Raw genomic sequence first — 22,402 nt, 5'->3', positions numbered from 1 at the left:
ATATGATTTTTGGAAATATAAAAGACAAAGAAAGATATAGTTTTATAGATGAAAGAATTTTAGCATGCTTTAAATATTCTCTTGAAAATGATTTAAAAACATTTAATACAGGAAGTCATGAAATTAATGGTGATGATGTATTTGTTAATATTGTATCTTATAATACAGTTGATAAAGATGAGAGATTTTGGGAAGCTCATAGAAAGTATATTGATGTTCACTTAATATTAGATGGAACAGAGAAAATTTCACTTAATCATATTGATAATTTAGAGCAAAAGGAATATGAAGAAGATAGTGATTTCTTACCTCTAAATGGGAATGAATCAGCAAGTGTGATATTAGCAAAAGGTGATTTTCTAATATGCTATCCAGAAGATGCTCATATGACAGCTATAAGAGTAAATGAAAGTGAAAATATAAAGAAAGCAATATTTAAAGTAAAGATAGTTTAAAATAAATAAGGGGAGTATTTCTATACTCCCTTTTAAGAACTTGGATTAGTAGTAAGTTAAAATAAGCAGTAAGGGTGATATTATGAAAAAATATATTTGTATAGATATTGGTGGAACAGCAATAAAACATTCAGTTACAAGAGAAGATGGCGAAATAATTAAAATGGCCCAAATGGATACAGAAGCAAGCAAAGGCGGCTTATCAATTTTAGAAAAAGTAAAAGACATAGTAAGAAATTATATTATTGAACATAAAGTAGATGGTATATGTGTATCAACTGCAGGGATGGTAGATCCTAAGGAAGGAAAGATAATATATGCATCTAGTTTAATACCTAATTATATAGGTGTTGAAATTAAAAAAGAATTAGAAAAAGAGTTTAAAATTAGATGCGAAGTAGAGAATGATGTTAATTGTGCTGGATTAGGTGAGTTTTGGCTTGGAGCAGCTAAAAATTCACACTCTTGTGTATGTCTTACTATTGGTACAGGAATAGGTGGATGCGTTATAATTAATGGAAAGGTACTTCCTGGATTCAGCAATAGTGCTGGAGAAGTTGGATATATGAAAATAAATGGAGAGGATCTTCAAGATGTTGCGGCAACTAGTAAGTTAGTAGAAAAAGTTGCAGCAAGAAAAAATATTGATAAATCTGATATTAATGGTAAAATAATCTTTGATTTAGCTAAGAAGGGTGATATTGATTGTATTGAAGAAATAGATAAATTAGTAGATAATTTAACATTAGGAATTTCTTATATTGTTTATGTTATTAATCCAGAGGTAGTAGTACTTGGTGGAGGAATAATGGCACAAAAAGAATATTTAGAGGAAAAAATAAAAACATCATTAAAAGAAAAACTTATAGAAAGTGTATATAATAATGTTAGAATAGAATTTGCAGAAAATCAAAACAATGCAGGAATGCTAGGCGCTTTATATAATTTTAAAAATAGATAGTTAGAACATATAAAGAGAAAAATTTAAAAGAGGCCGTATCAAAACTATTAATTCACATAATGAATAAATTGCAAGGCAATTTATTTAGTGAGGAGTGAAGAAGTAAGAGTGAAAAGTTAAGGAAATAATTCAGCTAAGCTGAATTAAAAAATATATATTTTAAGAAACTGCCATGGCAGTTTCAACCTTAAATATTCACTCTTACCTTAAATAAAAGTGTGTAGAATAAAGTTTTGATCCGATCTCGTGTTATTGTTAATTATTAGTATTTTCAGTATTATTTTCATCCTGAGAAGTATCTACATTTGAGTTATCTGTATTGTCAGTAGTAGAATTTGTATCATTTTCTTCAGTAGTATCTTCTTGAGGAGAAGTTTCTTCACCAGTATTTTCTTCAGGTGTAGTTACAGTATCGCCTGTAGTATTAGAGTCATTATCTTCAGGACCGCCTATAATAGGAGCATCAACCTGTTCTGTAGAATTTTCATTGTTTTCAGATTCATTTGTATCAGTGTTATTATCAAATAAACCAGTAAACCAATCCCAAATTTTTTGGAAGAAACCTTTAGTTTCCTCAGTAGTTGGTAATTTTATAGCATCTTTATCAGTTGCATCAACTACAACATTATCACCTAAAAGATTATCATTAGTTGTTTCTAATATTCCTAAATCTTTATCGTTATTATTAAATAAACCAGTGAACCAATCACCAATTCCAGTAAACCATTCTTTTATAGAATCAATTACACCAGTTGATACTTTTTCACCCATTTCATCTAGCTTTTGATTAACTACGTCTTTAACGCTATTTAAAGCATCTTTCATCTCTTTATAATCATAATCTTGTGCTGCAACCTTAGCCATTAAACTTTCTAATTGTTGTTGTTGTTCTGGTGTTAAAGTTATATTGTAATTATTAGTCACATTATTTATTGTATCTGCAATTTGGATAGTATCTTGAGTATTATTTTTTATGATTTCGGTCTTTATATCATTAATTACTCCAGTAGCTTTATCTTGTCCAATATCTTCACCTAAGTCACCAGTTATAACTAATTCTTCAGATGCGATTTCTTTCTTTTCTTCATCAAGAGGTTCGCCAGTAGCGTCTTCGAAAGCTTTCATTATTCCAGTTAAGGCACCAGTACCACTAACCCCTCCTGACAATGGAGTCATAGCTATTACATTTGCATCAGTAATTCCGCAAGTTGTAAGAGTACTTGCAATCATAGAAGAAGTAACATATGTTAAGTTTACAGTTTTAACATTAATAGCACTTCCTTTTTTAGTAGGTTGTACATATGCACAAGAATAAGTTCTTGTACCTATTTGAGCTTCAGGGGCTATTCCTTCTAAATATTTTCTTTCTTCTTGATTATTAACTTCTAATACAACTACTTCATTTTCTTTTACTCCAAAGTAGTCTAGAACTATTTGCTTTTGCTCATCAGTTAGGTTTGCACCTAATGTTACTACATTAGCAACATCAGCAAAAACTGGTGTTACATTTCCTAAAATAATTGCACCACATATAAGTAATGCTGAAATTCTCTTCTTTAATCCCATAAGTATCTCCTTTTTAAATAAATTATTTCAATGATAAGGTAATAAAATTACCTAAATGGAATTAGATAGTTAAAGCAGTATGTATTACCTATTTTAATAAATTATATATGATTAATTTATTAAAATCAAACGAACAATTTCTTAAAAAAGATTAAAATAATATTATTATAAGAAAAATTAATTAATATATTAAAAAAATTAATAAAATAGATAAAAAAATAAAAAAAATTAATATCAGAATTAAAAATATTAAATAGATGATTTACAGATAATAAAAATAATGGTAATATATAGACAAGAGGTGAGTTGCGTGTATAAGGTTTTAAGTAAATGTCCTGTATGTAATCAAAATCTTAAAGTTATAAGATTAAAATGTGCAAGGTGTAGTACAACTATAGAAAATGAATTTAGTTTATCAAAATTTGATTATTTAACTTCTCAACAACTTTATTTTATAGAAACTTTTGTGAAATGCAGAGGGAGTATAAAAGATGTAGAAAAAGAGTTAGGTATATCTTATCCAACAGTTAGAGCAAAGCTTGATGAAGTAATACTAGCTTTAGGATATGATGTTATAAAGGAAACGCAAAGTAAAAAGGAAAAGACAGATATTTTAGAAGCTTTAGAAAAAGGAGAAATATCTGCAGATGAGGCTTTAAAAAAATTAAAAGAATAATTGGAGGTATAAGAGAATGAATGAAGAGGTTATGAGAATTTTAAAGATGGTTGAGGAAGGAAAGTTAAATGCTGATAAAGCAAAGGAGCTTATAGATGCATTAGAACAACCAAGTCAAGAAATAATCACAGTTAAGGATTATGATAATAAGATGTTAAGGGTTAATATCGAAAGTCATGAAGGAGATGAGGTAAAACTTAAATTACCTGTTAAAGTAATAAAAACAATAATAAAAGCTACTGGTAAGTTACCTATGATGTCAACAAATGTAGATGGAGTAAATATGGATGAATTAATTGATATTATAAGTAGTTCATTAGATTCTTCTGTTATGGGAGAAATATTAAATATAAATTCAGCAGATGGAGATATAGTTAAAATTTTAGTTGAGTAGGTGATGGTTATGAAAATTAAGATAAATTCAAAAGATACTAATTTATCAATTCCAGTTCCATTATCACTTGCTAGCACATGTATAAGATTAATTCCAAGCAAAGAAATTAGTAAAGAAGATAAAAAAACTATTTTAGCTATGATTAAATATTGTAAGAAAGAGTTGAAAAATTATAAGGGGCTTGAAGTTGTTAATATAACTTCAGAAGATGGGGATAAAGTTAAAATAATAGTTTAATTTATTAAATAACTATAAGTGCATTTATGAAGAGATTATTTTGTCAGTAGATATTGAGAGAAAAGATGAAGAAATAGATTTAAATAATTAAACTTATTGATAAAGGGTAATGCATAAAATTTATGTATTACCTTTTGTTATTATATATAGATTTTATGGAGAAAATTATAATATATTAAATACACTAATAGTTTTAATTTTTATATTTATACTACAGTGTACATATAAGAAAATCTAAATTCTAAGTTTGATTTAATTTAGATTAACAAAATTAAAAATTTGAATATTATTTATGATATAATGGGTAATTGAACAAAGGAAATTTAGTGAGGTGACAAGTTTGGCTAAAGTTATAGTTGTTGGGGGAGGACCTGCTGGAATTATGGCAGCTCTTAGTGCAGCAAAAAATAATGAAGTTACATTAATAGAAAGAAATAAAGAAATTGGAATGAAGCTAAGACTTACTGGTGGTGGTCGTTGTAATATAACTAATAATAGAGATATTGAAGAATTTTTTGATAAGATAGTAAATAATAAGAAATTCTTATATAGTGCTTTATATACATTTTCAAATTATTCACTTTTAGAATACTTTAGTAATAATGGGCTTGAATATAAAGTTGAGCTTGATGAGAAAGTATATACAAAAAGTGATAAAGCTGATGAAGTTATAGAGCTTTTAAGAAGCGATTTAGAAAATAATAAAGTTAAAGTTAGATATAATACATTAATAAATGACTTAATAGTAGAAGAGGGAGTTATTAAAGGTGTTATAACTTCTTATGGTGAAAAAATATTAGGTGATAAGGTTATAATAACTACAGGAGGAAAAAGTTTTCCACATACAGGTTCAGATGGAGCTATGTATGAAGTGTTAGAAAAACATGGGCATACAATAACACCAATTTATGCAGCATTAATCCCTCTTGTTATAAAAGAAGAGTTTGTGAAAAAATTACAAGGTGTTGCAATGAAAGATGTTGTAGTTTCAGCTAAATTGAAAAAGAAAAAGGTTGAAAAGTTTGGGGATATGTTATTTACTCACTTTGGAATATCCGGACCAGCAGTTTTAAAGCTATCTTCATATTTAAGTAAGGCTTTAGGAGAGGGAGAGGTAGAAGTAAACTTAGACTTTTTAAAAGATAAAACCAAAGAGGAATTATCACAATTAATAAGAAGTAACCCCAATAAAACAGTACTTAATAATTTAAAGGGAATTCTTCCACAAAACTTCTTAAAGGTAGTATTTGAAGTTCTAGATTTAAGTGAAGTTAAGGCTAGTGATTTAAGAAAAGAAGATGAGAATAAAATCATAGAGTATATTAAAGAAATGAAGCTTACAGCAAGAGAAACTTTAACTATTAAAGCAGCACAAGTTACTTCAGGAGGAGTTAAAGTAAAGGAAATTAATGCTTCAACAATGGAATCTAAGATAATTAACAATCTTTATTTTGCAGGAGAAGTTATAGATATTGATGCTGAAACAGGTGGTTATAATTTACAAATGGCTTTTTCAACTGGATATTTAGCAGGATCAGACTTTTAAATAAATATTAAGCAAAGAAAAGCTTGGTTAAATATATAATTGAAAGAATAAAAGGAAAGTAGATAAGTTATAACTTATCTACTTAATTTTATAATGTTAGATTAAAATCAAAGCTTCAAAATTAATATTTAATATAATCTTGTACATCCATTAAAGCTTCACCAAATCTTTGAAAATGAACAACTTCTCTTTGTCTTAGGAATTTAAGAATGTCTTTAATATCATGATCATCTGTTAAATTTATAAGCCATTCATAAGTTGCTCTAGCTTTTTGTTCAGCAGCCATATCTTCATGAAGGTCTGCGATAACATCACCTTTAGCTTGAATATAAGTTGCTGTCCAAGGATTACCTTGTGAATCAGTATAATATAAAGCTCTGCCGTGATCTGTATAATGAGCAGCTAAATCAGCTTTTTTTAAATCATCTAATGAAGCATTTGACATTAGTTGATAAATCATAGTTGCAATCATTTCCACATGAGCCATTTCTTCAGTGCCTATATCAGTTAATAATGCTTTTGATTTTCCAGTAGGCATAGTATATCTTTGGTTTAAATATCTTAAAGCAGCACTTAATTCACCATCAGGTCCTCCATATTGAGACATAAGGAATTTAGCCATTTTTAAATCGTTAGATTTTAAATTAATTGGATATTCTAAAGTTTTAACATAGTACCACATAAATTAAACCTCCTTAATAATTTTCCCAAGGCCAGGGTGATTCTACCCAAGCGGTTGGATTTTCAAAATAAGCAGAACCAAAGTTTCTTAATGGACCAAAAGTATTTTCATAATCCATTATTAGATTATCAAGTTTTTTAGAAATTACTTTATAATCATTTTGCGCCTTTGGATTATTTGGAAAATTATCGAGATAAAGATTTAATTCTACAGCATAAAATTGATATTTTTTTATTTCATTTAACAAATCATTTTTACACATAAATAATACCTCCTAATATCTGCTATCATTTTTAGTGTAAGGTCTATATAAATCTTTAAATATAGTACCTAGTTTTAATGCAGTTGTAGGATTTAGAAGGTTTTCGTATTTTTGAGGAACAATAATAGTTTTGGCATAATCATTTTTTTCTCTTTTGTTCATATAAACATCATCCTTTAATAAAGTGTATTCATAATATAATATGAGAGAATTTAATATTATGTTACTATGTTGTTAATAAAATAATTTAAAAATGAAGTATCATTAGTAAGTTCAGGATGAAATGAGGTTGCAAGAATATTATCTTGTCTTACTGCAACTATATTATTATCTAGCGTTGCAATAATAGATATATTAGGATTAACATCAGTTATATAAGGAGCTCTTACAAATACTAACTCTATGGGAGATTTACTAATTTCTTTAATTATAGTATTTGTAGTAAAACTATCTAATTGAGTGCCATAAGCATTTCTTTTAACTGTAATGTCCATAACACCTAAGTGAGTAGTTTCTTCATTTTCTATATTTTTTGCAAGTAAAATCATACCAGCACATGTTCCCCATACAGGTAATCCATTTTGAATCATTTTTCGTAGTGGATTTAAAAGTTCGGTAATTTTTAAAAGTTTACCTATAGTTGTACTTTCACCACCTGGAAGTATTAATGCATCTATATTTTTAAGGTTTTCTAATGTTTTAACTTCTATAGCTTCATGACCTAATGATAAAATAGCATTAATATGTTCTATTACACCGCCTTGAAGTGATAACACACCTATTTTCATTTTACCATCCTCTTTCTTCGTATCTAGAAGTAATTTCATTGCAGTTAATTCCACTCATTGCATCACCTAAATCCTCAGATATTTCAGCTAATTTAATAGGATCATTGTAATAAGTTGTAGCTAAAACAATTGCTCTAGCCCTTTTTTCAGGGTTACCAGATTTAAATATTCCAGAACCAACAAATACTCCATCACAGCCTAATTGCATCATTAATGCGGCATCAGCAGGGGTTGCAATTCCACCAGCAGAAAAGTTTACAACAGGTAACTTTCCGTTTTCCCATACATATTGTATTAAATCATAAGGAGCATTAAACTCTTTGGCTAAGGTCATAAGTTCTTCTTTAGGTGAATTTTTTACTCTTCTCATATCATCACAAATAGTTCTCATATGAGTAACTGCTTGTACAACATCTCCAGTGCCAGCTTCTCCTTTTGTTCTTATCATTGAAGCACCTTCACCAATTCTTCTAAGAGCTTCACCTAAATTTCTTGCACCACATACAAATGGAGCTTTAAAATCATGCTTATTTATATGATAGCTATTATCTGCAGGAGTTAATACTTCACTTTCATCAATATAATCAATACCTAATGCTTCTAGTATTTGAGCTTCAACAAAATGACCAATTCTAACTTTTGCCATAACAGGAATGGAAACAGCAGCTTGAATTTCTTTAATCATTTTAGGATCTGACATTCTAGCAACTCCACCTTCTTTTCTTATATCAGAAGGAACTCTTTCAAGTGCCATTACAGCACAAGCACCAGCTTTTTCGGCAATAATTGCTTCCTCTGGAGTTGTAACATCCATTATAACTCCACCTTTTAACATTTGAGCTAAGTTTTTGTTTAATTCTAATCTACTCATGATAATACCTCTATAAAATTACATAAAATAAAAATATAGGTATAATAATAACTGTATTTATTTATAACAACAAATGTATGCATACAATATATGGTATTTGACCTTTTGAAATATAAAATTTATTCAGATTTAATTGTGAAAATATAAGGTTTTTACTTTTAAATTTAGTATAGGAATTAAATAGCTAAATTCTGATATTGTATCAAATAAAAATTTAAAGAGTATCATAATAGTGATTAGTTTTTATGGTGAGAATTATGGATCAAAATGGCTTTAATGGTTTTGATGAGTTTATAAAAAGTTTTAATGATTATATAAGCTCCTTTACTTCAGAAAAGGGGAATGAAAATACTGATAATAGTGAAGAAACTTGTGAGGAGTGTAGATTTGGTAGTTCTAATGCAGATTCTACTAAAAGTCAAAGAGAAGCATGTAGTGATATTCCAGGAGGGTTTCAAGATATACCACCACAACTTTTACTTGTTATTGGAGAATTGCTTGGAAATATTATAGCTGGAAATCTTCCATTTAACATTCAAAATGTAGTTGGTAACTGGTTGCAATTAGTAGGGCAAGCCATTGAAGTTTTTAATGCACAACAACAATATTACCAAGGTGGACCAGGAAGGTATTATAATTATATTTATAGGAATGCAGATAATCCCTTTTGTTCAAGTGCAAATGATGAAAGCCAAGCTAATGTAGCATCTAATAAAAAGAAAAAAACTACTAGTAGCAATTCATCAAAAGAAAAGGAATCAAATAATGAGATATATGAATTAAAACAATCTATAGAATTATTAAATAAGCAGATTGAAGAATTGCAAAAGCAAATTAATAATTTAAAAGAAAAATAAAATGTAAAGGAGAAATAATAAGTATCCTTTACATTTTTTTATTTTTAAATTTGTGTAATAGAATAGTTAAGTATTTATAAGGAAAAAGTAATAAAGAATATTTTATTGCGTTTAATAAAGGAGGTGACAAAATGTTTAATTACATTATTAGAAAATACAATATGAATGTGACATCTATGATTAGAAATGGAACTGTTGTAGTAATTACTATGAGTGGTGTTGCAATTTTATTTGGTATGAAAAATATAATGATAGCATTTCCAATAGCTTTAACTTCAACTGTAATAGGAAGACAAAATTTTTATGTTAAACCAATTAATAGAGTTATAAGAATATTATTATTAGATTTATTAATAGTTTTAATTGCCTTTTTATCATCTTTAAATATATGGACAGGAGTTATAATTGACTTTTTTGCAATATTTTTGCTTATATATATTGTAACATCACCATATGATGCAACTTTGTATAAGCCATTTATAATGCTTTATGTTTTTACACAGTATACAAGTATTCCTATTTATGAGCTACCTAATAGATTATTAGCTGTAGTTTTTGGTGCAGTAGTTATTGTAGCAGGAACATATATAAAAAGAACCACTGGAAAAGAAATAATGGGAAATAGCGTTAAAGCTGCTTTTTTTAATATAGAAAATCAAATTCAAAATATTATAGAAAATAAATTTGATGAAAAATTAACGGAGAATTGTTCTAAAATAATGATGGATTTAGTGTATAAGGTATATATAACACGTTATAAAAGGTATCTTACTACTAACTTAGGAACTATACAGTTTAAATTATATCTAAATATAGAGTATTTAAATATATATCTAAAAAGAGTATATGAACATTATAATAAAAGTAAGATATCTAAAGAAGAGATGTTAGATTTTTTATCATTGGTTGAGTTAATAATAAAATATTCAAAAAAAACTTGTAAATTAAATGATGTTATTTATAAAAATAAATTTATAAATGAAAAGTACAAGAAAGGTTCTATTATATTTAATGAAGTATTGCTTATAGTAACATCAATAATAGATCAGATTAAAGAATCAGAAGAATTAAGTGATAAAGAAGCAAATATGATTTATAAAGAATGGGAAAGAAGTTATTTAGATAAACCACAGGTAGTTTTTAAAGAATATTTTGTACCGTCATCAATAAGATTTAAATTTGCAATGAGAATGTCGATAACATTAACATTTTCTATATTTATAGCAGAATTATTAGGATTTTATAAAGTTATATGGGCTATTGTAACTATAATGTCAATTATGCAACCGTATTATGAGGATACTATTGTAAAAAGTAGAGAAAGATTAAAAGGAAATGTAATAGCAATTTTATTTACAGGTATAATTATACATATATTTAATACTGAATGGGTAACTATTTTGATATTAGTTATATCATTATATTTACTTTATGGATTTAAAGAATATTATAAAATTTCATTGTTTGCAGCTATGGCGTCTATTAGCATATCTTCCTTGTCAGTAAGTTTAAATAAATTATTAATATATAGAATTTTTTACGTAATAATAGGTGTAATAATTGTTTTAGTAGCAAATAAATTTATTTTTCCGTACAAATTGAAGGATGGAATAATGCAGTTAATAAAGAAAATATTAAGATATGATCAATATTTAGTAGATGTTAGTAGGGATTATTTAAATAAAAGTAAAGAAGATAATTATATAAGAGATTTAATAATACATACAACGCTTTTAACTCAAAAATTATACCTTAGAAATTTACAATATGGTGATGATGAAATAAGTAATTTTATCGATAAAAATAATGAATTTGTAGTTAGGATTGGATATAAGGTTTTAATGGTTTATAAGAAAAAATATAATGAGAATATTTTTAAGTACATAAGTAAATTATATAGTGAATTTAATAATAATATAAAAGAATTAATAAAAAGGGTATAGATTAGAAATAGGGGAAACTAATCTATACCCTTCTGTGAAGGGAATGATATTAAACTAATTACAACACTGCTTGGTTGGTAGGTGTTGTACTTTATGAATATAAGTATAGTTAATTAATATGTCAATTTTATGTCAGCTATATGAAAATAATGTGAGAATAAAATAACATAATTTTAAAAATGTTATTTTGTTTTTTTATGTATAACTTATATATGTTAAAGAGTATAATAATATAAAGAAATATTTAGTAATTAAGAAGTGATATAAATGAAGACTACTTTAATAAAAAAGGCTAAGATTAGAGCAATTATAGTTATTTTTATAATGATTTGTAGTATTATAAGCTTTTTAAAAATAAAAAATGATAGTAAAAGATGGGTAGATGCAGATGTTACTGTGAAATTACCTTTTGAAATAGATATTTTAAGTACTGGAAAATCAGATTTTATTTTAATAGAAGCAGAAGGAAAGTTTATTATTATAGATTGTGGATTTTATGAAAATAGTACAAAAATAAAAGAATTTTTAAATTATAAAGATGTTGAAGAGATAGAATATTTAATCTTAAGTCATAATGATAAAGATCATATTGGAGGAGCTCCTATTATTTTAGATAACTTTAAGATAAATAATTTAGTTCAGGCTGACTATGAAAAAAATACTGTTCAATATAAAAATTATATTGAGGCAGTTGAAAGAAATGAGCTAAATCCAATATTATTACACAGTAATATAATAACTAATATAAATGGAGCTAAAATAACAATATATCCAGCAATTAAAGATACTTATGATAAATCAAATGATTATTCCATTATTGTTGGAGTTGATTATGGAAAATATAGATTTTTATTTACTGGAGATGCTGAAGATGAGAGAATGAAAGAGTTTATAGAAGAGGATACTGGAAATTATACTTTTTTAAAAATGGCTCATCATGGAATATATAATGATGAGGTGGGGAAATTTTTAGAGTCAGTTTCACCAAGTTATGCAGCAATTACATGTTCATATTTTATGTATCCAGATAGAAAGCTTATTTCTTTATTAAATGAGCAAAAAATAAAAACATTTTATACAAGTAGTGGGGATATAAGTATTAAGAGTGATGGAGAAAATATATATTTTATTCAAAAATAGTTTAATATTTTAATGAAAGCTGATAATATTTTTAAAGTATATTAGTAGCTTTCTTTTTTTATAAAAATATTATTATAAGGTGTTGACATAAGATTTAATATATATTATATTAATAAAGCAAGTTGCAAAAATATTATTTAAATAATATTTTTATTAAGGCCCCTTGGTCAAGCGGTCAAGACACCACCCTTTCACGGTGGTAACAGGGGTTCGATTCCCCTAGGGGTCACCATTAAATTTGGAAGCATAGCTCAGCTGGGAGAGCATCTGCCTTACAAGCAGAGGGTCACAGGTTCGATCCCTGTTGTTTCCACCAAAAGACGAGTATTTATACTCGTCTTTTTTTTATCATTAAATAAAGAAAGTATTAGAGGATTTTGGATATTTTTTAATTAGATTTAAAATTAAAAAATTTTTTTAATATACAATTATAAAAAAAGTAAATATTGATTTTCAATGAAATGAATTTTTAATGATAAGTTTAAAATTATAAAAAAATAAATTAAAACAATGTAAATTAAGTATTAAGTTCAATAAAATATAAAATAAAAATATAAAAAGTAGCAATTAATATAATTAATTAATTATAATTTGATGAAATAATGCGAATAAAATAGTTTGACGTTAAAAAAAAGGGTAAATATAATAAAAATATAGAGAAAAAAGTAAAATAATTTTTACTTTAAGATAAACTATAAAAGTTTATTATTTAAATTATATTAATATTAAAGCAATAAGAAAATGTAGAGGGCTAATTATGAAATTTGAAAGACACTTTGTAAGAATAGGAAGTTTTTTATGTTTATTTTTATTTGTAATATTATCTATAGGTTTAGTTGGTAACTTATCCAGTAAATTTGATAATATTTATAATTTAATAAAGTTTAAAAGTTATGTAATTATAACTAATGGTATGAAACCAACAATAGATGAGGGTGATGTTATTTTTATTAAAAAAATTAATGTTAATCATTTAGAGGTTGGAGATATAGTAACTTTTCAAAAGGATGGATTTATAGCTACCCATAGAATTACTGAAATTCATGGTGATAAGTTAATCACTAAAGGCGATAATAATAGCTTAGATGAGGAGCATTTAAATAAATCAAATATTATTGGTGAATATATGTTTAGAATACCTAAGGTTGGATATTTTTATCATTTTGTAGGTTCACCAATTGGAATTATATTATTATCTACAATTATTGCAATTCTTATAATTTATGAATTTTGTTTTGCAGATAATAAAAAGAATGTTGTAAGGAAACATTATAAAAAAGCTATTTAGATTAAATTTATATCTTAGAATAATAAGACAATAAAATAGATGAAAGCTGTACAATCATGTACAGCTTTTTGTAATATCTTATAAAAAAATTATTTGTAAGATATTACAAAAAATATAAAAAAGAGATATTTGTAATAAATTACAAAAAACAATTATATTCTTGTAAAGAAAAATTAAGTGAGCTATATTTTAAATATGTAGCTAATATATAGTTATTCATTAAAAAATAGGGAGGGAGAAGATTGAAGTCAAAAAAAATTAATCGAATAGTAGTTGGAGCATTAGTTTTTACTATTATGGCAAGTACTTCTTTAACAGGTGCTACAATGAGGACAAGTAGTTTTAATACTACTTACCTAAAACGTTTCCAAGAAAATGGAAACGTTTTAAAAGTAGATATGGATGAAAATGGTCAAGTAACATATTCTACAACAAGCAGTCCAGAAAAAGATTTAACTACTCAAGAGGAAAGAAAGTTTTCATGGGATAATGCTACAGTTTATTTTGTTCTAACAGATCGTTTTCAAAATGGTGATACAAGTAATGACCATTCATATGGAAGAGGCTTAGATCAAAATGGAAATGAGCAAGCCGGATATGATAATAATCCAGGGGCATTTCATGGAGGGGATTTAAAAGGGTTAACACAAAAATTAAATGAAGGATATTTTACTGATTTAGGTGTTAATGCAATATGGTTAACAGCTCCATATGAACAAATCCATGGTTATACTTCAGGAAATGCAGCAGGCGGAAATGGAGAGAACAATGGAGAAGGTTTTCCATACTATTCTTATCATGGATATTGGGCTTTAGATTATACTAATATCGATGAAAATATGGGAAATGAACAAGATTTTAAGAACTTTGTTGATACAGCTCACTCACAAGGAATTAGAGTTGTTATGGATATAGTTTTAAATCATGTTGGTTACACAACTATGAAGGATGCTGATGAGTTTAATTTCGGTGGAATGATTGATGGTTGGGAAGATTATTATTATGGGGATTTAAAAGACTTAAGTGGCGGAACAGTAGAGTCACAAACTTGGTATGATAAAAAAGATCCAACATGGGAAACTAATTGGTGGGGACCAGATTTTGTAAGAGTTTCAGCAGGATATGCAGGATATCCAAAGGTTAATGAAGGTGCTGGATATCAAGATTCGCTTTGTGGATTACCTGATATAAAAACTGAAAGTACACAAGAGGTTGGATTACCAGCAATTTTAGAAACTAAGTGGAAAAGAGAAGGTAGAGATGAGCAAGAAATGAAAGAATTAGATGAATTCTTTGCTAATAGAAATTTACCTAGAACTCCAAGAAATTACGTAATAAAGTGGTTAACAGATTATATTAGAGATTTTGGTATCGATGGATTTAGATGTGATACAGCAAATCAGGTAGATATGGAATCTTGGGCAGCTCTAAACGAAGAGGCAGACATAGCATTCGAAGAATACAAATCAAAAAATCCAGATAAAGTATTAGACCAAGATACAGACTTCTGGACAACAGCAGAATCCTGGGGACATGGAGTTGGAAAATCAGCATTCTTCACATCAGGAGGATTTAGTTCTATTATAAATTTCACATTTAAGGGAGCATCAGTTTCAAATTTAAAAGCAAAATACAATGAATTATCAAAAGTAAATAAAGATGATGATTTCAATGTTTTAAGTTATATTTCATCCCATGATGATTCTTTATATAACAGAGATAACTTAATAGAAGGAGGAACATCCTTACTATTAGCACCAGGAGCAGTACAAATTTTCTATGGTGATGAAACAGCAAGACCAGTAGGGTGGACAGATTTCTTTACAAAAGGAGAATATAAAGATCAAATGTTCCGTACATCTATGAACTGGAGTGATTTAACAAGTTCAAATAGTCAAGCTTCAAAAACATTATCTCATTGGCAAAAGCTTGGACAATTCAGAAATAATCACTTAGCAGTAGGAGCTGGTGAAAACATAGATATTTCAAATTCTCCATATACATTTGGTAGAGTTTATAACAAAGATGGACATAGTGATAGAGTAGTTTGTGTTGTTGGAGCATCTGGCACAGTAGATGTAGATGTTTCAAAAGTATTTAGTAATGGAAGTAAAGTAAAAGATGCTTATACAGGAGCTATAGCTACAGTTAAAAATGGTAAGGCAACATTTACTGCAGATACAAATGGGGTAATCTTAATAGAAAAAGGTGATAAGTCACCAGATGTTAGTATTAGTGAACAATCAAAGAAATATTATACAGATACTTTAGATTTAAAGCTTTATGTAAGTAATTCAGAAGTAGGAAGATATAGTATTGATGGGGTAGAACAAGGGACTTATACTAATGGTCAAGTAATTACTATTGGTGAAAATGTAGATTTTGATGAATCAACTGTGGTAACGGTTTCTGCACAGAATTTAGATGGAGCATCAGAGGCAACTTATACTTATACTAAAGTTGATCCTAGTAAGATAAAGGTTAAAGTGAATTACGATAATCCAAATAACTGGGCAAATCCATATGCATATATATACAGAGAAGTTGATGGTGTAACAGAGGAAGTAGCACCATGGCCAGGAGTGAAATTAGAAAAGGATAGTGAAGGATGGTATAGCTATACTAAGCCTCTTTGGGAAGAAGCAAAAGTAATATTTAGTAATGCTGGTGGAAGTCAAAATCCAGGACAAGGGCAAACAGGATTCGATGTTACAGATGAAATGTGGTATTACCAAGGTAAATGGTATAGTCAAAATCCAACAGGTCCAACTATAAGTAGCATTACTACTGATAAAAAGTCACCACAACTTGTAAATGAAAGTATTAAAGTTTCAGCAGAAGCAAATGGTACAGGAAATCTTAAATACAAGTTTGAAATTGAAAAAGATAACGTTACTAATGTAATAAGTAATTTTTCTAATAATAGTAGTATTACTTGGAATCCAACGGAAATAGGAATTTACACAATAAAAGTTACTGTTAAAGATTCTAATGAAAAAACAAGTGAAAAGACAATTAAATTTGAAATTGAAAAAGGAAAGCTTGTTATTAATGATATTACTACAAATAAAGAAAGTGTAAAGGTTGGAGAGACAGTTGAAATAAGTGCTAAAGCTACAGGAGTAGGAAATCTTCAATATAAAGTTTCAACTCATGAAATAAAAGATGGATGGAATAACTTAACATTAAAATATTCTTCTGAAGATACAGTAAAATGGACACCAGATAAAGCTGGAAGCTATAACATTTGGGTTGATGTTAAAGATGAAGATGGAAATAAAGAGTCCAAATATATAACAATAAAAGTTACTAATTAGCTTAAGTAGGAGGTAAACATGAAATCTATTTATAAAAGATATTCAGCAATAGCAGTTGCTACAGTTATTGGAGCTAGTGCAATTAGTGGACCAATTACTACTTTTGCACAAGAAAATAAAACTTTAAATGAATTTATAACAAGGTTAAATTTAAGAAATATTAATGAGGAAAAGTACTCAACAAATGCTACGGGAGTAGGACAATATAAAACAATTAATAGTTTTAGTGATTGGACTGAAGAAATGATAATTGCTCAGGGAGTAGCAAATGATGATCCACGTATATTTAGAGGATCTCATGAAGGACCTGTATATGACACATATGCATTATATGGGGCATGGGATAATGATAATTTATATCTAATGTGGCAATTTGTAAATGTTACAGATGTTGTAGATCCAGCACAAAACTATCCAATTAGTGACAATGGAAAACCGTACAATGGAGATATACCACAAATATTAGCATTTAGTATAGATCCAAATAAAAGTGGTGATGGAGCTATAAAGAAAACTGATCCTAAAACTGGAGTAGTAAGCTATGATGATAACGTTTGGGGAGTTAGAGTCAATTATGAAACAAATGTAGATACATTAATGTATTTTTCAAGTAAACCAGGGGTAGGGGAGCCAGCTATATTTAAAGTAGATGATGATTCTTATTTTAGCTATGATACTGCTGTTGGATTTAAAGATGCCGGAGTATCCTTTAAATATCAAGATGGATTTTTAGGAAATACAATTACGGGAATTAAGGATAATGGATGGGCAGGATATAAACCAGAAGATTTATATAGTAACTCATCTAACTGGGTTAATATGTTGAATGAAGGTCATGATACAAAACAAGATACAATGTACTCTATGACAATTCCATTAGAATCATTAGGTATTGATAAAAATTATATTGAGAATAATGGTATCGGAGTTATGCATATATCAACATTTGGACAATCAGGTATAGGATCTTTACCACATGATAAATCAATGTTAGATGTTGCGACAGAAGAGTACGGACCTGATTCATCAACTTCTGCGGAAAAGGAAGATTATGATGTTATTACTACAGCATTAGCTCGTATAGGTAAAAAAGAGATTATTGAAAATCAGAAACTAGAGATAAAAAGTATAAAAACTGATAAAGAAATTGGGAATATTGGAACTGAAGTTAAGATAACTGCAGATACTACTGGAGGAAAAGATATTATATATTCATTCTCTGTTCATGAAATAAAGGATGGATGGAAAAACATAAGTGATTTTTCAGCCAGTGATACAACAACATGGATACCAACTAAAAAAGGAAAATATAAAATATGGGTTGATGTTAAAGATTCTTCTAATAATAAAACATCAAAATATATAGACTATACAGTAAATTAATTAATTTACTGTAGAAAGATAATGTGGAGGGAAAATAATGAGAAATAAAAATAAGATTACTAGCTTTTTAATTGCATTAGTATTTGCTTTAAGCTTAGTGTTTAATAATATTACTGGATTAATAACAGTTAACGCAACTTCACTTACAAAAGGGGCAGTTAATACAATTGATGACGGTTCAATTTTACATGCTTGGAACTGGTCATTTGATACAATAAAATCAAAGTTGCCTGAAATAAAGGAGGCTGGTTATACAGCAGTTCAAACATCTCCGATTCAAGGAAATAAAGAAGATTTAATGGCAAATTCAAAATGGTGGATATTATATCAACCAACTAATTTTAAAATTGGTAATGCTCAATTAGGAAATAGAGAGCAATTTAAGAGCATGTGTGAAGAAGCAGATAAGTATGGTATTGATATAATAGTTGATGTTGTTGCAAATCATACTGGTAATAGAGGTGGAGGAAATGACTCTTATTATCCAGCTACTAATGTTGATTCTGCTATAAAGGATGATGAAAGCCTTTGGCACGAACATAAGGGAGTTAGTGATTGGAATAATAGATGGCAAGTAACTCACTTAGGAATAGGTCTTCCAGATTTAAATACTTCAAGTTGGAAATTACAAGATATGGTTATAAACTTCTTAAATGATGCAATTGCTTGTGGTGCAGATGGATTTAGATTTGATGCAGCTAAGCATATTGAATTACCTGATGATGATGGTGGAAGTGATTTCTGGACAAGAGTTTTAGGATCATTAAATAACAAGGAAAACTTATTTATATATGGAGAAGTATTACAAGGTGGGGCAGATAGAATTAATGCATACCATAATTATATGAGAACTACATGTGACTGGTATGGTGGCTCTGTAAGAAGTGCAGTAGGATATAATAGCATTGCTAATGCAAATAGTGCTAAAAGTTATACTGTAAGTGGAGCAGCATCTAATTTAGTAACATGGGTAGAATCACATGATACTTATGCAAATGATCATAAGGAAACAGTTGCTTTAACTAATGAGCAAATTAAATTAGGATGGGCTATAATTGCAGGTCGTGCAGATTCAACTCCATTATTCTTTAATAGAACATCAGGTGGATATTTAGCAGGTAACATGGGTGCAGCTGGAGATGATATGTGGAAAGATCCTATAGTAGTTGCTGCTAATAACTTTAGAAATGCAATGGCTGGAGAAGGTGAATATATCAGAACTCAAGGTAATGATTTATTTATTACTGAAAGAGGACAAAGTGGCGTAATGATAGTAAATGTTTCAGGTTCAACTAGCGTTAACTGTGAAACTAAGTTGCCAAATGGTGAATATACAGATTCAGTAAGTGGAAATAAATTTGTAGTTTCAAATGGTAAGTTAACTGGTAATATTGGAAGTCGTACAATAGCAACAATTTATGCTAGGCCAGTAATAAAGACTCCTGAAGTTAGCAGTTCTGTAGCATCAGGAACTAAGTTTAAAAATTCATTAAATATAACATTAGGTGCAATAAATACTAAAAGCTCAACTTACTCTGTAAATGGAGGAAATGAAGTAACTTATACTAATGGTGAAACTATAACATTAGGTGCAGATGCAAAAGTAGGTGATATAATTACTTTAGCTTTAACTGGAATAGGTGAAGATGGAACAAATGTTTCTAAAGAATATAAATATGAAAAGGTTGATATAATTGAAAATGCAACTGCAAAGATTAAATTACCAAGTGGTTGGTCAAGTGCAAATATTTATGTATATGATGAAAGTGTAACTCCAACTAAGGTAATAGAAAAATGGCCAGGAGTGGCAATGACCAATGAAGGTAATGGGGTGTATAGTTATACATTACCAGAGGGTTGGGGAGATAAAACACAAGTAATATTTAATAATGGAAGTAATCAAATACCAGCAGCACAACAACCAGGTTTTGTATTACCAACAAATAGTAATAAGATTTATAAAGATGGTTCTTGGATAGATAATGAAATTCCAGCTCCAGAGGTTTCAAGTTCAATAGCAGATGGAACAGAATTCAGTAATTCATTAAATGTAACTTTAAATGCAAAAAATACAATAGAAGCAACTTATTCAATTAATGGAGAAAGTGCAAAAACTTATACTAATGGAAAAGTAATTACTTTAGGTGAAGATGTAGCTGTAGGAGAGACAGTTAAGTTAACATTAACAGGTAAAAATTCAGAGGGTAAAACTATAACAGTAACTTATAGTTATAAAAGGGTAGAAGCACCTGTTGTAACTACATCAATTGCAAAGATTAAGTTACCAAGTGGATGGTCAAGTGCAAATATATATGTATATGATGAAAGTGTAGCTCCAACAAAGGAAATAGCAAAATGGCCAGGAGTAGCAATGACTAATGAAGGTAATGGAATATATAGTTATACATTACCAGAAGGATGGGGAGATAAAACACAAGTAATATTTAATAATGGAAGTGCTCAAATACCAGCAGCACAACAACCAGGTTTTGTATTACCAACAAATAGTAATAAGATTTATAAAGATGGTTCTTGGATAGATAATGAAATTCCAGCTCCAGAGGTTTCAAGTTCAATAGCAGATGGAACAGAATTCAGTAATTCATTAAATGTAACTTTAAATGCAAAAAATACAATAGAAGCAACTTATTCAATTAATGGAGAAAGTGCAAAAACTTATACTAATGGAAAAGTAATTACTTTAGGTGAAGATGTAGCTGTAGGAGAGACAGTTAAGTTAACATTAACAGGTAAAAATTCAGAGGGTAAAACTATAACAGTAACTTATAGTTATAAAAGGGTAGAAGCACCTGTTGTAACTACATCAATTGCAAAGATTAAGTTACCAAGTGGATGGTCAAGTGCAAATATATATGTATATGATGAAAGTGTATCTCCAACTAAAGAAATTACAAAATGGCCAGGAGTAGCAATGACTAATGAAGGTAATGGAATATATAGTTATACATTACCAGAAGGTTGGGGAGAAAATACACAAGTAATATTTAATAATGGAAATGCTCAAGTACCAGGGGCACAACAACCAGGATTTAATTTACCAGAAAATAAAATTGGAACTTATGAAAATGGAAATTGGACTTTAACAGATATAGTTAGACCTATACAAATAACTTCATTTGCAGCAGATAAATTATCACCACAAGTTGAAGAAACTACTATAGGTTTATCAGTAAAAGCAACTGGCGGAAATGGAACATTACAATATAAATTTACTTGTAAAAATACTGTAACTAACACAGAGAAGCTTATAAGAGATTACTCAAATGATAGTAATGCTGAATGGACACCATTAACAGCTGGAACTTATAAAGTAATAGTAACAGTAAAGGATTCAAAAGGTAATACAAAAGAAGATTCTTTTGAATTTAAGATAGATCCAAAGTATATAGATATAGTTTTAAATTCTCTTAACTTAGATAAAACAGAAGTAAGTGCAGGTGAAGAAATTTCAATTTCAGCAGATGCAAAGGGTGGAATAGGAAGCTTAACTTATAAATTCTATTATAAGAAAGGAGTAGAATATACTTTAATAAAAGATCATTCAAGCGAAGCTTCAATAAAATGGATTCCAGAAGAAAGTGGAGAATATTATGTTTATGTAGATGTTATGGATTCTGCTGGTAATATAAAGTGTACATCTAAGAAAGTAACAGTAAGTAAAAAAGCTGTGGAGATTACAGATGTATCTGTGGATAAAACTACTATAAGGGTTGGAGATAGTGTAAATATTATAACTACAGCAATTGGTGGTTCTAACCTTCAATATAGGGTTGCTGTTCATGACTTTGAGAATACATGGACAACACTACATGATTTTAAAGATTCTAATATTACAGCTTGGAAACCAGAAATTGCAGATAAGTATGTAATTTGGGTAGATGTTATTGATGAAGATGGAGATTATGCATCAAAATCAATAGAAGTTACTGTAATAGAATAATAAAGTATAGATTAGGGCTACTGTGAATAAATTCACAGTAGTCTTAAATTTATTATTATCATAGTATAAAGTATT

19 protein-coding genes and 2 tRNA genes are annotated in these 22,402 nt (G+C 28.3%); 15 read left to right on the top strand and 6 right to left on the bottom strand.

All coding sequences use genetic code 11. The annotated features are described in order from the left end of the window. Window positions 1–2 precede the first annotated feature (2 nt). Together HCG76_RS10075 and HCG76_RS10070 are read left to right on the top strand one after the other, a co-directional pair. Window positions 3–455 (top strand): YhcH/YjgK/YiaL family protein, encoded by a 453-nt coding sequence (locus HCG76_RS10075; protein WP_221700203.1) that lies wholly within the window; start codon window positions 3–5, stop codon window positions 453–455. Window positions 456–537: 82 nt separating this feature from the next. Continuing rightward, window positions 538–1,416 carry an ROK family protein gene (locus HCG76_RS10070; RefSeq protein WP_221700202.1) on the top strand — a complete coding sequence of 293 codons (879 nt, stop codon included), beginning with the start codon at window positions 538–540 and terminating at the stop codon, window positions 1,414–1,416. A 255-nt stretch (window positions 1,417–1,671) separates the two neighbouring features. Here the strand turns inward: HCG76_RS10070 and HCG76_RS10065 are convergent, their stop codons facing one another. Next, entirely contained in the window at window positions 1,672–2,982 is a 1,311-nt protein-coding gene (locus tag HCG76_RS10065; protein WP_221700201.1) for a DUF1002 domain-containing protein, read from the bottom strand. A gap of 310 nt (window positions 2,983–3,292) precedes the next feature. Between HCG76_RS10065 and HCG76_RS10060 the strand changes: the two genes are divergently transcribed. The 4 genes from HCG76_RS10060 to HCG76_RS10045 all read left to right on the top strand — a co-directional run bounded on the left by HCG76_RS10060 (window position 3,293) and on the right by HCG76_RS10045 (window position 5,835). Next, complete coding sequence (locus HCG76_RS10060; RefSeq protein ID WP_311776392.1) at window positions 3,293–3,658, top strand: DUF2089 domain-containing protein; 366 nt, start codon at window positions 3,293–3,295, stop codon at window positions 3,656–3,658. 16 nt (window positions 3,659–3,674) lie between these two features. After that, window positions 3,675–4,052, top strand: coding sequence for an SHOCT-like domain-containing protein (locus tag HCG76_RS10055; protein ID WP_221700199.1), 378 nt, complete (start codon window positions 3,675–3,677; stop codon window positions 4,050–4,052). 9 nt (window positions 4,053–4,061) lie between these two features. Then, window positions 4,062–4,289 (top strand): hypothetical protein, encoded by a 228-nt coding sequence (locus tag HCG76_RS10050; protein ID WP_221700198.1) that lies wholly within the window; start codon window positions 4,062–4,064, stop codon window positions 4,287–4,289. 340 nt (window positions 4,290–4,629) lie between these two features. Beyond that, entirely contained in the window at window positions 4,630–5,835 is a 1,206-nt protein-coding gene (locus HCG76_RS10045) for an NAD(P)/FAD-dependent oxidoreductase (RefSeq protein WP_221700197.1), read from the top strand. A 121-nt stretch (window positions 5,836–5,956) separates the two neighbouring features. Here the strand turns inward: HCG76_RS10045 and HCG76_RS10040 are convergent, their stop codons facing one another. From HCG76_RS10040 to pdxS, 5 genes are read right to left on the bottom strand one after another with little or no spacing between them, the layout of a single operon-like run. Then, a complete protein-coding gene (locus HCG76_RS10040; RefSeq protein WP_221700196.1) occupies window positions 5,957–6,517 on the bottom strand; it encodes a manganese catalase family protein in 561 nt (186 codons plus the stop codon). A 13-nt stretch (window positions 6,518–6,530) separates the two neighbouring features. Further along, window positions 6,531–6,779 carry a spore coat protein CotJB gene (locus HCG76_RS10035; protein ID WP_221700195.1) on the bottom strand — a complete coding sequence of 83 codons (249 nt, stop codon included), beginning with the start codon at window positions 6,777–6,779 and terminating at the stop codon, window positions 6,531–6,533. Window positions 6,780–6,791: 12 nt separating this feature from the next. Next, window positions 6,792–6,941, bottom strand: a complete 150-nt coding sequence (locus HCG76_RS10030) for a spore coat associated protein CotJA (protein ID WP_221700194.1) — start codon at window positions 6,939–6,941, stop codon at window positions 6,792–6,794. 56 nt (window positions 6,942–6,997) lie between these two features. Next, window positions 6,998–7,567, bottom strand: a complete 570-nt coding sequence (gene pdxT, locus HCG76_RS10025; protein WP_221700193.1) for a pyridoxal 5'-phosphate synthase glutaminase subunit PdxT — start codon at window positions 7,565–7,567, stop codon at window positions 6,998–7,000. A gap of 1 nt (window position 7,568) precedes the next feature. Next, window positions 7,569–8,438 (bottom strand): pyridoxal 5'-phosphate synthase lyase subunit PdxS, encoded by an 870-nt coding sequence (gene pdxS, locus HCG76_RS10020; protein ID WP_221700192.1) that lies wholly within the window; start codon window positions 8,436–8,438, stop codon window positions 7,569–7,571. A gap of 257 nt (window positions 8,439–8,695) precedes the next feature. Between pdxS and HCG76_RS10015 the strand changes: the two genes are divergently transcribed. The 9 genes from HCG76_RS10015 to HCG76_RS09975 all read left to right on the top strand — a co-directional run bounded on the left by HCG76_RS10015 (window position 8,696) and on the right by HCG76_RS09975 (window position 22,327). Further along, on the top strand, window positions 8,696–9,295 hold the full coding sequence (locus HCG76_RS10015; RefSeq protein ID WP_221700191.1) for a hypothetical protein: 600 nt from the start codon (window positions 8,696–8,698) through the stop codon (window positions 9,293–9,295). A gap of 131 nt (window positions 9,296–9,426) precedes the next feature. Beyond that, on the top strand, window positions 9,427–11,238 hold the full coding sequence (locus tag HCG76_RS10010) for an FUSC family protein (RefSeq protein WP_221700190.1): 1,812 nt from the start codon (window positions 9,427–9,429) through the stop codon (window positions 11,236–11,238). A gap of 267 nt (window positions 11,239–11,505) precedes the next feature. Next, on the top strand, window positions 11,506–12,378 hold the full coding sequence (locus tag HCG76_RS10005; protein ID WP_260458091.1) for a ComEC/Rec2 family competence protein: 873 nt from the start codon (window positions 11,506–11,508) through the stop codon (window positions 12,376–12,378). A gap of 157 nt (window positions 12,379–12,535) precedes the next feature. Further along, window positions 12,536–12,610: transfer RNA gene (locus HCG76_RS10000), tRNA-Glu, on the top strand. A gap of 8 nt (window positions 12,611–12,618) precedes the next feature. Beyond that, window positions 12,619–12,694 (top strand) — tRNA-Val (locus HCG76_RS09995). A gap of 441 nt (window positions 12,695–13,135) precedes the next feature. Next, window positions 13,136–13,666, top strand: coding sequence for a signal peptidase I (locus tag HCG76_RS09990; RefSeq protein WP_221700189.1), 531 nt, complete (start codon window positions 13,136–13,138; stop codon window positions 13,664–13,666). A 242-nt stretch (window positions 13,667–13,908) separates the two neighbouring features. Then, complete coding sequence (locus HCG76_RS09985) at window positions 13,909–16,983, top strand: alpha-amylase family glycosyl hydrolase (protein ID WP_221700188.1); 3,075 nt, start codon at window positions 13,909–13,911, stop codon at window positions 16,981–16,983. A gap of 18 nt (window positions 16,984–17,001) precedes the next feature. Then, on the top strand, window positions 17,002–18,366 hold the full coding sequence (locus HCG76_RS09980) for a hypothetical protein (RefSeq protein ID WP_221700187.1): 1,365 nt from the start codon (window positions 17,002–17,004) through the stop codon (window positions 18,364–18,366). Window positions 18,367–18,403: 37 nt separating this feature from the next. Next, window positions 18,404–22,327, top strand: a complete 3,924-nt coding sequence (locus HCG76_RS09975; RefSeq protein ID WP_221700186.1) for a starch-binding protein — start codon at window positions 18,404–18,406, stop codon at window positions 22,325–22,327. Window positions 22,328–22,402: the final 75 nt, after the last annotated feature.

The sequence above is a fragment of the Clostridium sp. K13 genome, assembly GCF_019734195.1.
Taxonomy (GTDB): domain Bacteria; phylum Bacillota; class Clostridia; order Clostridiales; family Clostridiaceae; genus Clostridium.
Note: the sequence above shows the minus strand (reverse complement) of the source record. Positions and strands in the feature narration are given on the sequence as shown.